Source organism: Stenotrophomonas sp. PS02297 (assembly GCF_029959705.1).
Classification (GTDB): Bacteria; Pseudomonadota; Gammaproteobacteria; order Xanthomonadales; family Xanthomonadaceae; genus Stenotrophomonas; species Stenotrophomonas nitritireducens.
This window is the reverse complement of record NZ_JASCOS010000074.1, coordinates 1-17,756: the sequence shown is the minus strand read 5'-3', so window position 1 is coordinate 17,756 and position 17,756 is coordinate 1. Positions and strand designations below refer to the sequence as shown.

At 68.7% G+C, this 17,756-nt stretch carries 23 protein-coding genes; 14 read left to right on the top strand and 9 right to left on the bottom strand.

Annotated elements, in window-relative coordinates; genetic code table 11:
- The 4 genes from QMX80_RS13360 to QMX80_RS13345 all read left to right on the top strand — a co-directional run.
- The coding region (locus QMX80_RS13360; protein ID WP_282277546.1) for a DUF1631 family protein at positions 1–1,697 on the top strand (1,697 nt) is incomplete at its 5' end.
- 57 nt (positions 1,698–1,754) lie between these two features.
- Entirely contained in the window at positions 1,755–2,858 is a 1,104-nt protein-coding gene (locus QMX80_RS13355; protein ID WP_282277545.1) for an NAD(P) transhydrogenase subunit alpha, read from the top strand.
- Complete coding sequence (locus tag QMX80_RS13350; RefSeq protein WP_282277544.1) at positions 2,855–3,280, top strand: hypothetical protein; 426 nt, start codon at positions 2,855–2,857, stop codon at positions 3,278–3,280. The genes QMX80_RS13355 and QMX80_RS13350 overlap by 4 nt, the downstream gene beginning before the upstream one ends.
- Before the next feature lie 41 nt (positions 3,281–3,321).
- On the top strand, positions 3,322–3,648 hold the full coding sequence (locus QMX80_RS13345) for a GRAM domain-containing protein (RefSeq protein WP_282277547.1): 327 nt from the start codon (positions 3,322–3,324) through the stop codon (positions 3,646–3,648).
- An 86-nt stretch (positions 3,649–3,734) separates the two neighbouring features.
- On the opposite strand, the gene QMX80_RS13340 is transcribed toward QMX80_RS13345, so the two are convergent.
- From QMX80_RS13340 to QMX80_RS13330, 3 genes are read right to left on the bottom strand one after another with little or no spacing between them, the layout of a single operon-like run.
- Positions 3,735–4,157 (bottom strand): DUF3106 domain-containing protein, encoded by a 423-nt coding sequence (locus tag QMX80_RS13340; RefSeq protein ID WP_282277543.1) that lies wholly within the window; start codon positions 4,155–4,157, stop codon positions 3,735–3,737.
- A 5-nt stretch (positions 4,158–4,162) separates the two neighbouring features.
- A complete protein-coding gene (locus QMX80_RS13335) occupies positions 4,163–4,519 on the bottom strand; it encodes a hypothetical protein (protein WP_282277542.1) in 357 nt (118 codons plus the stop codon).
- Positions 4,516–5,052 (bottom strand): RNA polymerase sigma factor, encoded by a 537-nt coding sequence (locus QMX80_RS13330; protein ID WP_273084513.1) that lies wholly within the window; start codon positions 5,050–5,052, stop codon positions 4,516–4,518. Before QMX80_RS13330 ends, QMX80_RS13335 begins: the two co-directional genes overlap by 4 nt.
- A gap of 140 nt (positions 5,053–5,192) precedes the next feature.
- Here QMX80_RS13330 and QMX80_RS13325 point away from each other — a divergent pair, with 140 nt between their 5' ends.
- Genes QMX80_RS13325 through QMX80_RS13315 form a run of 3 tightly spaced genes read left to right on the top strand, consistent with a single transcriptional unit; the run spans position 5,193 to position 7,422 of the window.
- Positions 5,193–5,495 carry an NAD(P) transhydrogenase subunit alpha gene (locus QMX80_RS13325; protein ID WP_055772039.1) on the top strand — a complete coding sequence of 101 codons (303 nt, stop codon included), beginning with the start codon at positions 5,193–5,195 and terminating at the stop codon, positions 5,493–5,495.
- Positions 5,492–5,986: a hypothetical protein gene (locus tag QMX80_RS13320; RefSeq protein ID WP_282277541.1), complete on the top strand. Its 495-nt coding sequence runs from the start codon at positions 5,492–5,494 to the stop codon at positions 5,984–5,986. The genes QMX80_RS13325 and QMX80_RS13320 overlap by 4 nt, the downstream gene beginning before the upstream one ends.
- Positions 5,983–7,422, top strand: coding sequence for an NAD(P)(+) transhydrogenase (Re/Si-specific) subunit beta (locus QMX80_RS13315; RefSeq protein WP_282277540.1), 1,440 nt, complete (start codon positions 5,983–5,985; stop codon positions 7,420–7,422). Before QMX80_RS13320 ends, QMX80_RS13315 begins: the two co-directional genes overlap by 4 nt.
- An 81-nt stretch (positions 7,423–7,503) precedes the next feature.
- On the opposite strand, the gene QMX80_RS13310 is transcribed toward QMX80_RS13315, so the two are convergent.
- A complete protein-coding gene (locus QMX80_RS13310) occupies positions 7,504–7,926 on the bottom strand; it encodes a hypothetical protein (RefSeq protein WP_282277538.1) in 423 nt (140 codons plus the stop codon).
- A gap of 107 nt (positions 7,927–8,033) precedes the next feature.
- Here QMX80_RS13310 and sufT point away from each other — a divergent pair, with 107 nt between their 5' ends.
- Both sufT and QMX80_RS13300 read left to right on the top strand, forming a co-directional pair.
- Complete coding sequence (sufT, locus tag QMX80_RS13305) at positions 8,034–8,585, top strand: putative Fe-S cluster assembly protein SufT (RefSeq protein ID WP_055772025.1); 552 nt, start codon at positions 8,034–8,036, stop codon at positions 8,583–8,585.
- 66 nt (positions 8,586–8,651) lie between these two features.
- Positions 8,652–9,749, top strand: coding sequence for a branched-chain amino acid aminotransferase (locus tag QMX80_RS13300; protein WP_273084505.1), 1,098 nt, complete (start codon positions 8,652–8,654; stop codon positions 9,747–9,749).
- A 96-nt stretch (positions 9,750–9,845) separates the two neighbouring features.
- On the opposite strand, the gene QMX80_RS13295 is transcribed toward QMX80_RS13300, so the two are convergent.
- From QMX80_RS13295 to wrbA, 4 genes are all read right to left on the bottom strand, one after another.
- The gene (locus QMX80_RS13295; protein ID WP_273084503.1) at positions 9,846–10,319 is read right to left on the bottom strand and encodes an aminoacyl-tRNA deacylase; all 474 of its coding nucleotides are present in this window, start codon (positions 10,317–10,319) and stop codon (positions 9,846–9,848) included.
- Entirely contained in the window at positions 10,320–10,805 is a 486-nt protein-coding gene (locus QMX80_RS13290) for an asparaginase domain-containing protein (RefSeq protein WP_055772617.1), read from the bottom strand.
- Positions 10,806–10,912: 107 nt separating this feature from the next.
- Entirely contained in the window at positions 10,913–11,257 is a 345-nt protein-coding gene (locus QMX80_RS13285) for a DUF2069 domain-containing protein (protein WP_282277536.1), read from the bottom strand.
- Positions 11,254–11,847, bottom strand: coding sequence for an NAD(P)H:quinone oxidoreductase (gene wrbA, locus QMX80_RS13280; RefSeq protein WP_055772018.1), 594 nt, complete (start codon positions 11,845–11,847; stop codon positions 11,254–11,256). The genes QMX80_RS13285 and wrbA overlap by 4 nt, the downstream gene beginning before the upstream one ends.
- Before the next feature lie 77 nt (positions 11,848–11,924).
- Here wrbA and QMX80_RS13275 point away from each other — a divergent pair, with 77 nt between their 5' ends.
- Both QMX80_RS13275 and QMX80_RS13270 read left to right on the top strand, forming a co-directional pair.
- Complete coding sequence (locus QMX80_RS13275) at positions 11,925–13,199, top strand: YihY family inner membrane protein (RefSeq protein WP_273084496.1); 1,275 nt, start codon at positions 11,925–11,927, stop codon at positions 13,197–13,199.
- A complete protein-coding gene (locus QMX80_RS13270) occupies positions 13,196–13,759 on the top strand; it encodes a TlpA disulfide reductase family protein (RefSeq protein WP_282277534.1) in 564 nt (187 codons plus the stop codon). The genes QMX80_RS13275 and QMX80_RS13270 overlap by 4 nt, the downstream gene beginning before the upstream one ends.
- Positions 13,760–13,965: 206 nt before the next feature.
- Here the strand turns inward: QMX80_RS13270 and ppk2 are convergent, their stop codons facing one another.
- The gene (ppk2, locus tag QMX80_RS13265; RefSeq protein WP_055772010.1) at positions 13,966–14,745 is read right to left on the bottom strand and encodes a polyphosphate kinase 2; all 780 of its coding nucleotides are present in this window, start codon (positions 14,743–14,745) and stop codon (positions 13,966–13,968) included.
- A 160-nt stretch (positions 14,746–14,905) separates the two neighbouring features.
- Between ppk2 and QMX80_RS13260 the strand changes: the two genes are divergently transcribed.
- Genes QMX80_RS13260 through QMX80_RS13250 form a run of 3 tightly spaced genes read left to right on the top strand, consistent with a single transcriptional unit; the run spans position 14,906 to position 17,673 of the window.
- Positions 14,906–16,057: an SPFH domain-containing protein gene (locus tag QMX80_RS13260; protein ID WP_282277533.1), complete on the top strand. Its 1,152-nt coding sequence runs from the start codon at positions 14,906–14,908 to the stop codon at positions 16,055–16,057.
- A 21-nt stretch (positions 16,058–16,078) separates the two neighbouring features.
- Positions 16,079–17,428 carry a TFIIB-type zinc ribbon-containing protein gene (locus QMX80_RS13255; protein WP_282277531.1) on the top strand — a complete coding sequence of 450 codons (1,350 nt, stop codon included), beginning with the start codon at positions 16,079–16,081 and terminating at the stop codon, positions 17,426–17,428.
- Positions 17,425–17,673, top strand: coding sequence for a hypothetical protein (locus tag QMX80_RS13250; protein ID WP_273084481.1), 249 nt, complete (start codon positions 17,425–17,427; stop codon positions 17,671–17,673). Before QMX80_RS13255 ends, QMX80_RS13250 begins: the two co-directional genes overlap by 4 nt.
- Positions 17,674–17,756 lie beyond the last annotated feature (83 nt).

Below are 17,756 nucleotides of genomic sequence, written 5' to 3'. Positions count from 1 at the left end.
CGGGCGGGGCGCAGGGGGGGGGGAGGCGGGGCAGCTCGCCGCCGCCGCCGCCGCGGCGGGCGGCGGCGCCGCGTCCCGCGCGGACGGCCGCAGCCGAGGTCGGCCTGGCGCATGGCGAGGAGGAGGACTTCTCCGATCCGCAGCATGCCCCGGCCTGGGCGCGCCGTTTCACCGAGCGCTGGGCCCGGCACCGCAGCGAACTGCAGGCCGGCAGCCACGCTGGCCACGGCGGCTATGAAGGCGAGCCGTCGCCGGGCGGCCAGAACATGATCCTGGAGGCGCTGCACGAACTGCTGGCGCAGACCCGTCATGTGCGCGAGGACGCCACCGCCGCCGCGCAGGTGGCGGTCGGCCAGCAGCGGCCGCTGAGCCAGCACGAAATGATGTCGGTGCTCTCGCTGCTCCAGGCCACGCCGACGGCGACCCTGCGCGCGGCGGTGGGCGACCAGAGCGAGTCGCTGGCGCAGCGGCTCAAGAACGAAGTGATTTCCGGCGCTACCCGCCTCGGTGTCGACCCGGGACAGGCGCGGCTGGACCCGCAGGACGAGGACGCCATCGACCTGGTCGGCATGCTGTTCGACGTGATGCTGGACGAGCGCGAACTGGAAGGCCGCTCGCGCGAACTGATCGGCCGGCTGGTGGTGCCCTTCGTCAAGGTCGCGCTGCTGGACCGGCGCATGTTCGTGCAGAAGACCCATCCGGCGCGGCGCCTGCTCAACTCGCTGGCCGAGGCCTGCGAAGGCAACGCCGGCGAAAGCCAGGCCGAGCGCGCGCTGATGGGCAAGGTCGAGGAAATCATCGACCGGCTGATCGCCGAGTTCAACGAGAACCTGGCGATCTTCCTGACCCTGGAAGAAGAATTCCGCGACTTCCTCGCCCAGCATCGGCGCCGCATCGAGATCGCCGAACGCCGCGCCACCGAGACCCAGCGCGGCCAGGAGAAGCTGGAAATGGCGCGCCTGCGCGCCCAGGCCGAACTGGAGCGCCGGCTGCAGGGCGCGCCGCTGCCGGCGGCGATCGAAGGTTTCCTGCGCCAGCCCTGGAACCATCACCTGACCATGAGCCTGCTGCGCGAAGGCGACGAGGGCGAGTCCGTCGGCGAAACGCTGGCGCTGGCCGACGTGCTGCTGGAGGAAGTGGCCGAGGCGCGCCGGCATGTGGTCGGCAAGCCATGGCTGCAGTCCATCCAGCCGGGCCTGCGCAAGGTGTTCGCCAGCGTCGGCCTGCATGGCGAAGGCAGCGTCGGCGCGGTCGATGCGCTGCACGACACGCTGCAGGCCATCGCCGAGGCGCGCCCTGAACTGGAACGCGCGCTGCCCGAACTGCCGCAGGTCAGCCTGCCCACGCCGCCCGCCCAGGAATCGGCGGCGCTGGACCTGGGCAGCGACGCCCGCGCGGAAAGCGTCGACCATGTCGATGCGGCCCGCTTCCGCGCCATGGACATCGGCACCTGGCTGGACTTCATCGACAAGGACGGCAAGGTGCAGGCCGGCAAGCTGTCCTGGGTGAGCCCGATCTCCTCGCGCCTGCTGTTCGTCAACCGCCGCGGCATCCGCTTCTGCGTGGCCTCGCCGGAGGAGCTGGTGGTGATGGAGCGGCTCGGCCGCCTGCGCCCGCACATGGACGACGGTGCGTTCGACAGCGCCATGCAGGGCGTGATCGACCGGCTCGATCCGCAGACGCCCACGGTGCACTGAAACCCGACCCGCTTTGCTACGATCCGGTGCGTATTCCACTGCGCATCGGGGACGGGCATGGCCGTTGAGGTACGGGTGTTGAAGGAAGCCGCGGCGGGCGAACGGCGCGTTTCGGCCACGCCGGAGACGGTGAAGAAGCTGCTGGCGGCCGGGGCGAAGGTGCAGGTGCAGGCCGGTGCCGGCCTTGCCGCCGGGTTCACCGACCAGGCCTACCGCGACGTCGGCGCGCAGATCGACGATGCCGTGGACGGCGCCGACCTGGTGCTGTGCGTGCAGGCGCCGCCGCCGTCGCTGATCGGCCAGCTCAAACCCGGCGCCGTGCTGGTCGGCACCTTGCATCCGCAGGCCGACGCCGCGCGTACCGCGGCCCTGCAGGCGCGGCAGCTGGTGACCTTCCCGCTGGAGCGGCTGCCGCGCACCACCCGCGCGCAGGCCATGGACGTGCTCAGTTCGCAGGCCGGCATGGCCGGCTACAAGGCCACCTTGATCGCCGCGCAGCTGACCCCGCGCTTCTTCCCGATGCTGACCACGGCCGCCGGTACCATCCGCCCGTCGAAAGTACTGGTGGTCGGCGCCGGCGTGGCCGGCCTGCAGGCCGTCGCCACCGCCAAGCGCCTGGGCGCGCAGGTGGAAGGTTTCGACGTGCGCCCGGAAACCCGCGAGCAGATCGAGTCGCTGGGCGGCAAGTTCCTGGACCTGGGCGTCAGCGCCGCCGGCGAGGGCGGCTATGCGCGCCAGCTCACCGACGCCGAACGCGCCGAGCAGCAGCGGCGCCTGGCCGAGCACCTGAAGGGCGTGGACGTGGTGATCTGCACCGCCGCCGTGCCCGGCCGCCCGGCGCCGAAGATCGTCACCGCGGCGATGGTCGCCGGCATGCGCCCGGGCAGCGTGGTCGTCGACCTCGCCGCCGAGACCGGCGGCAACTGCGAGGCGACGCGGCCCGGCGAGACCATCGACGTGAATGGCGTGACCGTGGCCGGCCCGCTCGACCTGGCCAGCATGGGCGCCATCCATGCCAGCGAGATGTACGCGCGCAACGTGCTCAACTTCGTCTCGCTGTTCCTCAAGGACGGCACGCTCGCCTTCGACTGGAACGACGAACTGCTGGCGAAGACGGTGTGGCCGGAGCGCCCGGCCGCCGGAGAAATCCCGCCGGTATGAAGTTGCATGCTGGGGTCGTCGTCGCGTGGTTGGCGGCAAGCGGCTTGGGCAGTGGGCCAGCCTTCGCCGACGAGCCGCTACGGGTTGCGTACCGGCACTTGGCCGAAAACCCGGAAAAATATGCGGGCAGGCATGTGCGGGTGCCGGCCTGTGCCGCGACGGCCATGCACCATGGTGCCTATCTGTATGACTGTGATGATTCGCATGTGCGGATCATTACGCTGGCAGGCCCCTCCGTGATTCTGGAAGAGCTGTTCGGCACGCGTGATGTGTTGCGGGCGCGGCGGGCGGCGGCTACGGTTTCGGGCGTGTTCGAGTGGCGGCCCGAGGCGGCGCCGCAATGTTGTCTGGACAACCGCGTCCTGCTATATGCCGAATCGGTGTCCGGGGTGAAGCGGCTGCCGCCCCGGGCGAGTGAATGAGCAGGAATGATCGCGAACGGGAGGCCGGCATGGCGATTGAAATGCAACCGGGTGAAACGCTGTTGCGCGAGGGTGCGGCCAACCTGCAGCGTGGCATCGAGGCGGTGGGGGGCAGGTTGTACCTGACCGACCGGCGGCTGTCGTTCCACTCGCATGCGTTCAATGTGCAGACGGGAGTGACCGACATCCCTTTGTCGCAGGTGCGCGGCACGCACCCGTGCTGGACGAAGTTCCTCGGCATGATCCCGCTGTTCCCGACCTCGCTGGCAGTATCCACGGCCGATGGTGGCCAATACCACTTCGTCGTGCACGACCGCGATGCGTGGGCGGCCGTGATAGGGGCAAAGCTGCCGGGCGCGGGCGGTTGAGTCTTCGCGGCCGGTAACGGCCGGTCATCGAAGGGGCATTGCCGCCAATGCCTGGTTACGCGCCAGCAGGCGGCGCAGGCGTCGTCTCAGCGCTGCGGGCGGGGCGGCGGCGGATTTGCCTCCGTCCACTGCCGGCGCTGCTCGGGTGTCATCTTCCGCCACTGCTCGCGCAGCTGTTCGCGCTGGGCCTTGTCCATGTCGCGCATCTTCTCGAACAGGGCGCGGGCTTCGCGTTGCTGCTGCGGCGACATGTTCTCGAACCGGTGCATGCCGCGTCGCGCCTGCATGTGCTGTTCCGGCGTCATCTGCTGCCAGCCGCGGGCATGGTCGTACATGCGCTGGCGCTGCTCGGGCGAAGCGTTCCAGCGGTCGCGCATCGGCGCGATAAGGGTTTCGCGCTGAGCCGGGGTCAGCTGGTCCCATTCGGGAAGGGGCTGCTGCTGGGCGAATGCCGGAGCGGCGCAGGCCAGCAGCAGCGCCAGCGGCAGCAGGGAAAGTCGGGTATTCATGGTTCTCACTCCATCGCCAGGGCGTCCGAACCCAGCCACAGGTACAGCTCGGGGCTTTCGTCGAACAACAGCGTGTCATCGGACGGGTCGTCGCCGGCATCTGCCGCCACGCTGGGGGACAGCGTCGGTGGCGTGCGGTTGAACTGCACCGCCACGGTGACGGCCAGTACCGCCGAACAGGCGGTGGCCAGCCACCAGCCGCGGCGGCGCCATGGCGAGGCATCCGCGCCGGCCGTGGCCTGTTGCCGCGCCTGGCGCAGGCGCGCCAGCGTGGCCGGGGAAACCGCGCCTTCGGCATGCTGTTGCAGCTGCCGCAGCGAGCGCTCGAAATCGTCGTGCCGGGATGTGGGCAAGCGGTTCACCGCGTGGCCTCCAGTTGTTTCTGCAATGCGTCGCGCGCGCGCGACAGATGGGTTTTCACCGAACCTTCCGAGCAGCCCATGATCCGCGCCGTGGTCGCCACGTCCAGTTCCTGCAGCACGCGCAGGCTGAACGCCTCGCGCTGGCGCGCCGGCAGCTGCCGCAGCGCCTGCACCAGCCGCGCATAGTCCTCGCGCTGCTCGTGCTGCTGGGCCGGGCCGGGGCTGTCGTCGGCCCAGTCGATGGGGCCGTCCTCGTCCTGTGCCGGCGCCCAGAATTTCAGCCGGAAACCGCGCCGGCGCTGCAGGTCGATAATGCGCCGGCGCAGGATGCTCCAGAACAGCGGTGTCCACTCCGTGGCCGGCTGGTCGCGATAGCCGAGCATGCGTTCCATCGCGTCCTGCACCGCGTCCAGGGCGTCGTCGCGCTGGCGCAGGCCGGCCTCGGCGAAGCGGAACGCGCGCGGCCCGACGCCGGCCAGGAAGGCTTCCAGCGAGGCGGGGGCGGCAGCGGGCGTCAGGGGTGGGCTGGTCACCAGCACAGGGTAGCGTTCCGGTCGGTCCTGGAAGGGATAACGCCCGACGGGCGGATGGGTTGACATGGCAACGGTCGCGCCGGCGTTCATCGCATGGTTATGATGCGCGACAGGCAGTTCCGGCCTCGGAGAGGGCAGCAATGAGCGACGGGTTCGTGGCGTTGTACATCTTCATGCTGGCGGCGATCGCCGGCCACGTGATCATCTCGCGGGTGCCGGTGATCCTGCACACGCCGTTGATGTCCGGTTCCAACTTCATCCACGGCATCGTCCTGATCGGCGCGATGGTGGTGCTCGGCCATGCCGACACCACGCTGGAGAAGGCCATCGGCTTCATCGCCGTCGCCCTGGGCGCGGGCAACGCCGCCGGCGGCTACGTCGTCACCGAGCGCATGCTGGAAATGTTCAAGAGCTCGAAGAAGCCGGAAGGGAAGGGCAAATGACGGGGGCGGCATCGTCGCATGCGCCCCGCGTCGAGGTGCGGCAGGTGTTCCAGTGGCTCAGCTACCTGCAGTATCCGGCGCTGCTGGTGGCCTTTGGCTACGCCGCACGGCCGCTGTTCAATGGCATGGACGGCATGCTCGACGCCTACAACAGCGCGCTGCTGTATGCGGGCGTCGGCGTGGGCATGTCCTCGCTGCAGGACCCGGCCAGGACCCAGAACAGGATGTCCAGGAAGGTCTGGGAAGACCCGCGCAAGGGCCGCTGGATGCTCTGGCTGTTGAGCGTGCAGGCGTTGCTGCCGATCGTGCTGGGCCTGCTGGGCGCGGCGCTGGCCGACTCGGCCACGTTGTCCCAGATGTCATTGGGGCTGGTGGCCTTCGGGCTGGGCATGATCGGGTTGTTGAAGACGGCGATCGAGATGCGCGAGCACCATCGCCTCGACAGGCGCGCAAGCGCGCGGTACAGGACGGCTGCGGAGGCCGAAGCATGAGCATGACGATGCTGGTGAGTGCGAGCTACCTGGTGGCCGCCACGCTGTTCCTGCTGGGCCTGCAGCGCATGGCCTCGCCCAGGACCGCGCGCAGCGGCATCCACTGGGCGGGCGTGGGCATGCTGCTCGCCACCGTGGCCACGTTCTTCCTGCCGGGCCTGCACAACCTCGCGCTGATCCTTGTGGCGCTGGTGCTGGGCACCGGCCTGGCGTGGGTGTCGGCCAAGAAGGTCGCCATCACCGACATGCCGCAGATGGTGGCGCTGTACAACGGCATGGGCGGCGGTTCGGCCGCGGCCATCGGCGCGGTGGAGCTGCTGCGCTTCGCCGATGTGGCCGGCCGCGACACCAGCCACTGGAGCGCGGAGGCCATCGCCGCGCTCGCCGCGCGGCAGCCCTCGGCCACCGTGCTGGCGCTGGCGATCATCGGCTCGGCCATCGGCGCGGTATCGCTGTCCGGTTCGATCATCGCCTGGGCCAAGCTCGACGGCCGCCTGGACAAGCGCGTCACCTTCCCCGGGCAGCAGGCGTTCAACCTGCTGGTCGCCGTGGCGATGGTGGCGCTGGGCGCATGGGCGGCGCTCAGCCTGCAGCCGGTGGCGATCATCGCTTTCTTCGTGGCGGCGCTGGCGCTGGGCGTGCTGATGACCCTGCCCATCGGCGGTGCCGACATGCCGGTGGTGATCTCGCTGTACAACGCCTTCACCGGCCTGGCGGTGGCCTTCGAGGGCTACGTGCTCGGCAACGAGGCCTTGATCATCGCCGGCATGATGGTCGGCGCGGCCGGCATCCTGCTGACCCGGCTGATGGCCAAGGCGATGAACCGGCCGATCAGCGGCGTGCTGTTCTCCAACTTCGGTGGCGGCGGGCAGGGCGCGGCGGAAATCAGTGGCAGCCAGAAGCCCATCGAGGCCGCCGACGTGGCGGCGATGATGGCCTTCGCCGAGCGGGTGGTGATCGTGCCCGGCTATGGCATGGCGGTGGCGCAGGCCCAGCACAAGATCTGGGAGCTGGCGCAGCGCCTGATCGAACGCGGGGTGAAGGTGAAGTTCGCCATCCACCCGGTGGCCGGGCGCATGCCCGGGCACATGAACGTACTGCTGGCCGAGGCGGGCGTGCCTTACGACCTGATCGCCGACATGGACGACATCAACCCCGAGTTCGCCACCACCGATGTGTCGCTGGTGATCGGCGCCAACGACGTGGTCAACCCGGTGGCCAAGACCGACCCGTCAAGTCCGATCTACGGCATGCCGATCCTGGACGTGGTGAATTCGAAAAACACCATCGTGATCAAGCGCGGCAAGGGCACCGGCTTCGCCGGCATCGAGAACGCGCTGTTCTACGCCGACAACACGCGCATGCTGTACGGCGATGGCGCCGAGGCGGCGGGCGCGCTGGTCAGCGAGTTGAAGGCGCTGGACGGCGGGCACTGAACCGGCGTCGCGGCGACGGCCGGTCCAACAGGGGGAAGGGATGTGCGGAAGCGTTCCTTGCCCTCTTCGCGCTGAGCCGGTTCAGCGCGCCAGCCACCACGCGGCCACGAGCCCGGCCAGCAGCCAGAGGATTTCGGCGGTGCCATTGGCCAGACCGATCAGGGTCCAGGCCAGGTGCGGGCCCAGCCGCAGCGCCGATTCCCATGGCGCCAGGCCCATCGGGCCGCCGATATAAGCGGCTGCGATGCCCCAGTTGGCGGCCAGCGCGATCAGCAGCGTCGCCAGCATCGCCACGGCGATCCTGGGCCTGCCGCCGGGCAGAGTGCCCAGGCGCAGCATCCATGCCGCTTCCGCGGCGGCGGCGATCGCCATCCAGCCGGCCTGCGAGCCGGTGGCCAGGGCGACCATCAGCCAGGCGATGGCCAGGGTGACGCTTCCCAGCAGCAACAGCAGGGGCCAGAGCCAGTGCTGGGTGCGGCTGGCCGGCGGTGGGGCAGGAGACATGGGGATTCCCGGAAAGGTCACGCAGCATAGCCCTTCAGCGGCCGGCCCGCCCAGTCGGCTAAAATGGCCTTCTTGCGGGTAGCGTCCGCGTCCCCATATCGATCCACATGTATTCCCGCAGCAGCGAACCCGTCCATTTCGAACGCGATTGCCCGGCCGTGATGGTGCCGCAGGGCGACAGCGTGACCCTGCCGGCCGGCAGCTACGGCTATATCACCCAGGCACTGGGTGGCAGCTATACCGTGTTCGTCGAAGGCAACCTGTTCCGCATCGCCGGCAAGGACGGCGACGCCATCGGCAAGGAGCCGCCGCCGGGGCTGGAACTGCCCGAGGGCGCCGGCGACGACGATGTGGAAAAGCTGGTCTGGGAGCAACTGCGCACCTGCTTCGACCCGGAGATCCCGTTCAACATCGTCGATCTCGGGCTCATCTACGACGTCGACATCAAGCACCTGGATGACGGCAAGCGCGAGGTCGACGTCAAGATGACCCTGACCGCGCCCGGCTGCGGCATGGGCGAAATCCTGGTCGACGACGTGCGCAGCAAGCTGGAAATGATTCCGACCGTGGCCGAAGCCGACGTCGAACTGGTGTTCGACCCGCCGTGGGGCAAGCACATGATGTCCGAGGCCGCACGGCTCGAAACGGGCATGCTGTAAGGTGTCCAACGCGCCGGACCGCATGCGGGCCGGCTTCAACATCCGCAATCTGGAAGGAAACATCCGGTGTCCCAGTCTCTGAGCTTCCACGTCACCCGTTCGGACCACCCGCGCAGCGCCGACGAGCGCGCCAAGATCCTGGAGAAGCCGGGGTTCGGCCTGCACTTCACCGACCACATGGTGGCCGTGCGCTGGGACAAGGACACCGGCTGGCATGACGCGGCGGTGATGCCGTACGGCCCGATCGCGCTGGATCCGGCCGCTGCCGTGCTGCACTACGGCCAGGAGATCTTCGAGGGCATCAAGGCCTACCGCCATGCCGATGGTTCGGTGTGGACCTTCCGCCCGGACGCCAACGGCCGCCGCCTGCAGCGATCGGCCGCGCGCCTGGCGCTGCCGCAGCTGCCGGTGGAGATCTTCGTCGAGTCGCTGAAGCAGATGATCGCCGTGGACAAGGACTGGGTGTCCGATGCCGACGAGGCCAGCCTGTATTTCCGTCCGTTCATGATCGGCGACGAGGCCTTCCTCGGCGTGCGCGGCGCGCACAAGGCCAGCTACTACGTGATCGCCAGCCCGGCCGGCCCGTACTTCGCCAAGGGCGTGGCGCCGGTGGCGATCTGGCTGTCTACCGATTACGCGCGCGCGGCCAAGGGTGGCACCGGTGCGGCCAAGTGCGGCGGCAACTATGCCGCTTCGCTGCTGCCGCAGCAGCAGGCGCAGGCGCAGGGCTGCTCGCAGGTGCTGTTCCTCGACCCGGTCGAGGGCAAGTACCTGGAGGAACTGGGCGGCATGAACGTGTTCCTGGTCTACGGCAAGGAAAACAAGCTGGTCACCCCGGCGCTGTCGGGCTCGATCCTGGAAGGCATCACCCGCGAATCCATCCTGCAGCTGGCGCGCGACCGCGGCATGACCGTGGAAGAGCGCAAGGTCACCATCGACGAGTGGAAGCAGGGCGTGGCCTCGGGCCAGATCACCGAGGTGTTCGCCTGCGGCACCGCGGCGGTCATCACCCCGATCGGCCAGCTCAAGGGCGAAGGCTTCGAGGTGGGCGATCTGTCCGCGCCGGCCGGCGAGGTGACCATGTCGCTGCGCAAGGAACTGACCGACATCCAGTACGGCCGCCTGCCGGACCGCCACGGTTGGCTGGTGCGTCTGGACGGCTGAGTCCGCGCCATTATCCGTACAGGAAGCCCCGCATGATGCGGGGCTTCTGCTTTTGGATCGCGGCTTTCCTGCAGGGAAGCGGAGGGTCGCTCCGGCCTACTCGCACACATCCGCACAACGCGCCTGCAGGAAGCGCAATGCATCGGCCGGGGCGATGTCCAGCAGCAGGCCGCGCTGGCCGGCGTTGATCCAGATGCGCCCGTGTTCCTGCGCCGCGCCGGCGAACAGCACCGCGGCCGGGCGCTGCTGCGCGAACGGGCTGATGCCGCCAACCTTGTAGCCGCTGCGGCGTTCGGCCTCGGCGATCTCCATCATCTGCGCATGCTTGCCGGCGCAGGCGGCGGCAAGCTTCTTCAGCGACAGCCGCTGGTTGGACGGGATCACCGCGATCACAGGCTGCTTGTCCACCCACGCCATCAGTGTCTTGAACATCCACGCCGGGTCGATGCCCAGCGCCTGCGCCGCGGCCAGGCCCTTGCTGTCGACCTCGGCCGAATAGTCGTAGGCGTGCAGGCCGTGGGCGATCCCGGCCTTGTCCAGCGCGGCGGTGGCGCGGGTGCCCTTGGCCATTCAGAGCGACTCGAAGCGGTTGGCCTCGACGTTCTTGCGCACCTTGTCCGGATTCCACACACGCCCGTTCATGGCGATGTAGACGCCCTCGGGCAGCGACTGCACCGCGCCGATCGCGCAGCCGATGTTGAACTCGGCGTCCGAGCCGCGGAAACGCGCCGGGCTGAGCGCGCCGGTCATCACGATGGTCTTGCCGGGGATGGTCTTGAGCACCTTGCCGGTGGCGACCATCGAATCGGTGCCGTGGGTGACCAGCACGTGGCGCGTGGGCTGCGCGGCGATGGTCGCGCGGATCAGTTCGCGGTCCTCGTCGGTGATGTGCAGCGAATCCTTGCGAAGGATCGGGATCACGTTGAAGCGGAAGGTCACGCCCAGCTCGCGCAGGATCATGCCGATCTGCGGGTCGCCGATCTGGTAGTCGGACTTGTCGTCGAAATAGATCTTGTCGATCGTGCCGCCGGTGGTGACGATCAGGAGGTCTTCCATCATTGCGGTGAATCCAAACGGTAATGGTGCGAATGATAAGCCGCGCCGCCGGCGCCGTAGGTGCGGGGCTCGCCCCGCATGGGATTCCGTAGGGAATCCTTGCGCACCTACGGCTGCTTCTTGCCGAACCGCGCGCGCAGGCCCGGCAGGCTGGCCAGGCCGATCACCAGCAGCGACAGCAGGATTTCCACCCAGGCCAGCCGCGCCGTTTCCGGGTGGCTCCAGGCGCTCATCACGCCATGGCTGAACCAGCCCAGCGCGCACACGCCGGACCAGAACGGCGCCAGCCGCCAGCCCAGGCGCAGGGCGACCGCCAGCAGCAGCGGCGGCCCGGTGAATACCAGCTGGGTGGCCAGCCAGTGCTTGTCGTCGAGGAACCACCAGGTGTAGAGGGCGGCTAGCGCGATCAGCGCCAGCAGCAGGGTCGGGCGCCGCGTCGTCGTTGCGTTCATCGCGCCAGCCTCCGGGCGATGTCGGCCACGCGGCGGCCCAGCACGCGCGCCAGGTGGGCCTCGTCGTCGCTGGGCTGCGGGTCGTCCTGCGCGCCGGCCACATGGCTGGCGCCGTAGGGCGTGCCGCCGCCGGTGGTGTGGCTCAAAGCCGGTTCGGTGAAGGGAATGCCGACGATCAGGCAGCCATGGTGCAGCAGCGGCAACTGCATCGACAGCAGGGTCGATTCCTGGCCGCCGTGCATCGACGCGGTCGAGGTGAATACGCCGGCCGGCTTGCCGGACAGGGTGCCGTTGACCCACTCGGCGCCGAGGCCGTCGAGGAAATGCTTGACCGGCGCGGCCATGTTGCCGAAGCGGGTCGGGCTGCCGAGCAGGATGCCGTCGCATTCGGCCAGGTCGGCGATCTCGACATAGGGAGCGCCGTCTTCCGGGACCGGCGGGGCGCTGGTCTGGGTGACCGCGGCCACCGGCGGCACCGTGCGCAGGCGCGCGCTCATGCCGGGTACCTCGCCGATGCCGCGGGCGATCTGCCGGGCCAGCCGCGCCACCGAGCCGCCACGGCTGTAATACAGCACCAGGATTTCCGCCATCGCACCATCCACTCATCACGCAGGGAGCGGCAGTATCGGCGATGCGGGCCGCGCTTTGCATCGGGTACCCTTGCCGCATGGAACCCCTGGATTCGCTCAATCTATGGATGGAACGGGTCCGTGACCGCGGGCGCCGGGCCAGTTTCGCCCGCTTCCTGTGGCATCGTTTCCTCGACGACCGCCTGTTCGAGGCCGCCGGCGCGCTGGCCTATACCACCGTGTTCGCGCTGGTGCCGCTGGCGATCGTGGTGTTCGGCGTGCTGTCGGCGTTCCCCATGTTCGACCGCTGGAGCGAGGCGCTCAGCGACTACGTGTTCTCCAACTTCGTGCCCTCGGCCGCGCGCGCCGCCGAAGGCTACCTGCGGCAGTTCTCGGCCAGCGTCGGCCAGCTCACCGCGGCCGGCTTCATCGCGCTGGTGGCCTCGCTGCTGATCACCCTCAACAGCATCGAGCAGATCTTCAACCGGATCTGGCGGGTGGCGTCGGCGCGGCCGCGGCTGACACGCTTCCTGGTGTACTGGACCGTGCTGACCCTGGGCGCGATGTTGGCTGCCGCTTCGCTGGCGGTGTCGGCCAAGGTGTTCGCGCTGCCGCTGTTCGGCACCGTGGAAGGCCGCTGGCTGGCCGACCTGGCGCTGAGCCTGGCGCCGGTGCTGATCGAGTTCGCCTGCGTGATGCTGGTCTACCGGGTGGTGCCGCACCACATCGTGAAGTGGCGCCATGCCGTCCCCGGCGCGCTGCTGGCGGTGGTGATGCTGGAACTGGTGAAGTGGGGCATGAGCCTGTACCTGGGCAGCTTCCAGTCCTACCAGAAGCTCTACGGCACGGTGGCCTTCGTGCCGATCCTGCTGCTGTGGATCTACCTGGGCTGGGTGTCGGTGCTGCTTGGCGCCTCGCTGGCCTCATCCATCGCCGCGTTCCGCTACCAGCCGGTCGCGCTGCGCCTGCCGCAGGGCTGCGAACTGTATGGCCTGCTGCGCCTGATCGGACGCTTCCGCGAGGCGCGCGAGCATGGCCGCGGCCTGGGCGAGGAGGAACTGCTGGCGCTGGAGCCGATGCTCACCGATTCGCTGCTGCAGGAGCTGCTGTGCCAGATGGAGGCCATCAACCTGCTGCGCCGCGACGAGCGCGGGCAATGGCTGCTGGCCCGCGACCTGGAGCGCATCACCCTGCGCGAGCTGTACGAAAGCTCGCAGCTGCGCATTCCGATCGCCGAGGAATACCTGCCGTTCCGCGAGGACGCGCTGGGCCAGGCGGCCTGCCGCGCGCTGGACGAACTGCGGGTGCCGCTGCGTGAGCTGCTCAAGCGCCGCGTGGACGACATCTATGCCATTACCGGAGACGAACCATGACCATCCGACTGCTCCCCTTCGCCCTGTTGGCGCTGGCACTGGCCGGCTGCAAACAGCCTGCTGCCGAGGTGCCCGCAGCTGCTGCCGAACCGCCGGCGGCGAACGCGCCGACCGAGGCTGCGGCGGGCGTGGTGGAGAAGACCGCGGACATGCCGCTGCTGCGGGTCAAGACCGTGGACGGCAAGGATTTCGATCTGGCCGGCCAGCGCGGCAAGTGGGTGGTGGTCAACTTCTGGGCGACCTGGTGCGGCCCGTGCCTGCAGGAGATGCCCGAACTGTCGGCGCTGCATGCGATGCGCGGCAATATCGAGGTGGTCGGTCTGGCCTACGAGGATATCGAGCCGGACGAGATGGGGGCGTTTCTGGAGAAACACCCGGTGGCGTATCCCATCGCGATTCTCGATCCCTACAACCCGCCGGCCGATTTCGCTACGCCGCGCGGCCTGCCGATGACTTACCTGATCGCGCCCGATGGCAAGGTCGCCCGGCAGTTCCTCGGCCCGGTCGATGCGCAGAAGATCGAGCAGGCCATCGCCGAGGCCGGCGGCAAGGTGGCCTGAGCGGGCGATGCCCCCGGCGTCCTGCGTAGAGGTGCTGTTGTCGCGCGCGGCGGGGTTTGCCCGGTGATGCCCTAGCGGGGCGTTGCCCCGCTCTACAACGGTCAGATTGCGGCGGGGCTTTCCCGGTAATACCCCAGCGGGGCGTTGCCCCGCTCTACAAAGGCGCTGGTGCGGCGGTCCCGTGGCGCCGGGGGGCATTTTCTCGTTCAGCCGGCCGGATAAGGCGGCAGCGGCTTGACCTGGCCGTATTTCTCTTTCCTGGGCTTTCCCGGCAGGGGCGGCAGGTCGATCAGCGCCTCATCCACGCGCGTTTCCGGCAGGCGGTCGAGCAGGTCGCGGATCAGGGTCAGGCGGCCGCGCTTCTGGTCGTTGAAGTCCACCAGCGTCCACGGTGCATGGCGGCTGTGGGTGGCTTCGAGCATGGCCTCGCGGGCATGGGTATAGGCGGCATACTCCAGGCGCGATTTCAGGTCCACCGGCGACAGCTTCCAGCCCTTGAGCGGGTTGTCGCGACGCTCGGCGAAGCGCTTTTCCTGCTGTTCCTGGTCCACGCACAGCCAGTACTTGAACAGCAGGATGCCGTCGTCGACCAGCAGCCGTTCGAACACGGGCGCCTGCTCGAGGAAGGCCCGGTACTGGGCATCGGTGCAATAGCCCATGACCTTTTCCACGCCGGCGCGGTTGTACCAGCTGCGGTCCATCAGCACGATCTCGCCGGCGGCGGGCAGGTGGGCGACATGGCGCTGGAAATACCACTGCGTGCTCTCGCGGTCGGTCGGCTTGGGCAGGGCGACGACGCGGCACTGGCGGGGGTTCAGGTGCCGGGCCACGTCCTGGATCGCGCCGCCCTTGCCGGCGGTGTCGCGGCCCTCGAACAGCACCAGCAGGCGCTGGCCCGAATGCTGGACCCAGCGCGCCATCGCGGCCAGTTCCAGCTGCATCGGTTCCAGCAGCCTTTCGTATTCCTTGCGCTTCAGCTTGCCCATGGCGGTTCCCTGTCTGGAAGTGCGAGCCTAGCGCAGTGGCCGTGCGGGTGCTGTCGCGGCAGGCCGGCCTGCGTGCGCGGTGATGTCTCGGTCACCGGTTTTCATGTAGTTTTGCCGATGCGCCGGGCGTGGTGCCCGGCAATGGATCAGGAGCAGTGCGATGGGGCTTGTCCAGGCAGCAAAGGGTGCGATCGGCGGCGTGCTCGCCGACCAGTGGAAGGACTTCTTCACGGTGCCGGACGGCCTGCCGGCGACGGCGGCGCTGTTCGCCGCGGTGCCGCGCGGCACCAATGCCGGGCGCGGCTCCAACACCGGCGGCTCGTCCAACATCATCACCAACGGCTCGAAGATCGTGGTGCCGGAAGGTTATGGCCTGCTGCTGTTCCAGGACGGCGCGATCACCGGCTTCGTGGCCGAGCCGGGCGGCTACGAGTGGCGTTCGGACGACCCGAACTCGCAGTCGATCTTTGCCGGCGACGGCCTGGTCAGCACCTTCATCAGGCAGAGCTGGGAGCGCTTCAAGTTCGGCGGCCAGCCGGGCGCGCAGCAGGCGGCGTTCTTCGTCTCGCTGAAGGAGCTGCCGGACAACCGCTTCGGCACCCAGTCCGAGATCTACTGGGACGACGGCTTCCTCAACACCCAGGTCGGCGCGGTCACGCGCGGCTCGTACACGCTGAAGATCGTCGACCCGATCTTGTTCGTGAAGAACTTCGTGCCGGCCAGCTACCTGCGCCCGGGCCAGGTGTTCGACTTCACTGACCTGGACAACGCCGCCGCCAGCCAGCTGTTCAACGAAGTGGTCGGCTCGCTGGCCCCGGCCTTCAGCCTGTATACGAACGATCCGGGCAAGGGCAACCGCATCACCAAACTGCAGCAGGACTCGATCGGCTTCGCGCAGAGCCTGTCGGCGGCGGTCGAGCAGGCCTATCAGTGGCAGTCCGACCGCGGCCTGGCCATCGTCAAGACCGCCATCGTCTCCATCGAGTACGACGCCAACACCCGTGAGCTGCTGAAGACGGTGCAGCGCGCCGATGCGCTGTCCGGCGCGCGCGGCAATTCCAACCTGCAGGCCAGCGTGGCCGCGGGCATGCAGGCCGCCGGCGAGAACGGCGGAGCGGCCGGCATGATGGGGATCGGCATGGCCTCCGGGATGATGGGCGGCATGGCCGGATTGCAGCAGCCGGTGGCGCCGGCCGCTCCGGCCGCGGACGACCCGGTGGCCAAGCTGAAGAAGGCCAAGGAAATGCTGGACCTGGGCCTGATCACCCAGGGCGATTACGACGCGCTGAAAGCCAAGGCGCTGGGCCTGTAACCGGCAGGACGCACGACGAACATGTCCGATCCCCGAAACGGTCCGCCGCCGCTGCCCGGGTCCGTCCCTCCGCCGCCGCCCCTGCCGGCGGCGGTGCTGGACGGGCCGGGTTCGCCGCGGGATGTCCCGCCGCTGCCCGGCACTTTCCCGCTGGATACCGCGAACCTGCCCAAGGCCATCCGCGACGAAGTCGAGGCGCCCGATCCGGTTGCCATCGACACCTCGGCCACCGAGCTGAAGGACGGCCTCAACCGCTGTCCGAAATGCGGCGCCACCGATATCCGCCCACGCGCCGGAACCGACATGCTGGTGTGCCTGTACTGCCGCCATGAATGGGATGGCGCGCGGGTGGAGGAGGAATTCGGGCTCGGCGAGGGCATCGACCAGTTGCAGGGCACGGTCATCGCCTCCGGCGCGCGCGACATCGACGCCGCTGCCTCCGCGCTGATGACCTTCAAGTGCAGCGGCTGCGGCGCCGAGGTCACGGTCAATACCGAAAGCGCGATGACTGCGCGCTGCCACTGGTGCCGCCATGTGTTCGGCGTCAACGAACAGGTCACCAATGGCGCGGTGCCCGATGCGGTGCTGCCGTTCCACATCCGGAAGGAAGATGCGGTCGCGCGCATCCGCCAGTTCGTGGACAAGCGCCGCATGTTCGCGCTCAAGGCGTTCAAGGAACAGTTCACGCCCGAGAACGTGGTCGGCGTCTACCTGCCGTACATGATCGTGGACAGCAATGTCAGCGCGGCGGTGGCCGGCAAGGGCGAGATCAAGACGCGCGAATACACCCGCGGCACCGAGAAGAACAGGCAGACCTATTACGACGCGGACGTGTACCAGGTGGAACGGCAGGTGGATTTCACCGTCGACGACCTGCCGCTGGAGTCGTCCACGGAGCGTGGCAACCTGGACACGCGCAGCAACACCAACAACATCATCAACGCCATCCTGCCGTTCGACACCAAGAACGCGCTGAAATGGAACGCCTCCTACCTGTCCGGCTTCACCTCGGAGAAGCGCAATCTCGACGTCGAGAAACTGCGCCCGCGGCTGGAGGACCAGCTGCTGTCCATCGCGCGTTCGCAGGTGGAGCGTTCGGTGCGCCGCTACGACCGCGGTGTGCGCTGGGAGCAGGAGCAGCTGGATGTCCATGGCACCCGCTGGGTGTCGATGTACCTGCCGGTATGGCTGTATTCCTACCACCAGCCCGGCAGCAACGGCGGCATGCTGCACTACATCGCGGTCAACGGCCGTACCGGCGCTACCATGGGCAGCGTGCCCGTACAGCAGTGGAAGCTGCTGCTGGCCGCCCTGGCCACCGGTACCGTCGTCGAGGCTCTGGCAATTGCATTCCTGGTGGCGACGACATGAGCGACGACAGTGGACTATGGTTGCTGGCCGCAGGCCCGGCCGGCGCGACCGCGCTGTACTGGGCGCTGTACCGGTACTACCGCAATACCGACAAATCGCATGCCTTCGAGCGCGATACCGCCATCGAGGCCAAGCCGGTGACCGGCTCGGACACGCAGGTCGGCGAGATAAGAGGCACGCAGCAGCGCCGCATCGACGGCGACAACGTGGGCGACTACCGGCAGCGGGTGAAACGGCTGCGGTAGCTGTAACCCGTAGGTGCGGGGCTTGCCCCGCCCGCGCCTTGCCGCGAAAGCCTCGTGCGGGGCCAGCCCCCCCCCGAAGGGGG